The 565-nt window shown below is 68.7% G+C and carries 1 protein-coding gene; it reads left to right on the forward strand.

Translation table 11 applies throughout. From position 1 onward, the window contains the following. Positions 1-217: 217 nt before the first annotated feature. On the forward strand, positions 218-565 hold a 348-nt coding region (locus ABD323_RS44465; protein ID WP_344447662.1), incomplete at its 3' end, for an Lrp/AsnC family transcriptional regulator.

Here is a 565-nt window from a genome sequence, read left to right on the forward strand (position 1 = left end):
GGCTGGCTATCCTCCCGCCGGTGCTGATCACGACGATCCGTCCCATGGGTGCCTCCTGCAAGGGGAACAGCCCGGCACCGACTGTTTGCCGGGGCCGGGCTGTCTGTTGGTCTCCGCGGGTGGCGGAACGCTCACCAGCAAGAATAGGCGAGAAGGTGCGCAATGCGATCGCGAATTCTTGCCAGAGGTGACATGGAGTGGGCAATATGATCGCGTGATGGATCAGATCGACAGGGATATCTTGCGCGAGCTCCAGCGCGACGGGCGGCTGAGCAACCAGGAGCTGGCCCAGCGGGTCGGGCTGACGCCCTCGCCGTGCATGCGCCGGGTCCGCCAGCTGGAGCAGGACGGGGTGATCCAGGGCTACCGCGCGGTGATCGACCCAGCGGCGGTCGGCCGCAGCTTCGAGGTGCTGGTCTCGGTCGAGGTCCGCCGCGAGCGCGAGGCGGTCGAGGCGTTGCGCACGCAGCACGCGGGTGATCCGGAAGGGATGCTCACCGGGCTGGCGCGCGAGCTCGCGGCCGTCAGCTGCGCTCCGGGGTTCCGCGGCTGCCCGTACATCAAC

It is taken from the genome of Kitasatospora nipponensis (genome assembly GCF_039528135.1).
Taxonomy (GTDB): domain Bacteria; phylum Actinomycetota; class Actinomycetes; order Streptomycetales; family Streptomycetaceae; genus Kitasatospora; species Kitasatospora nipponensis.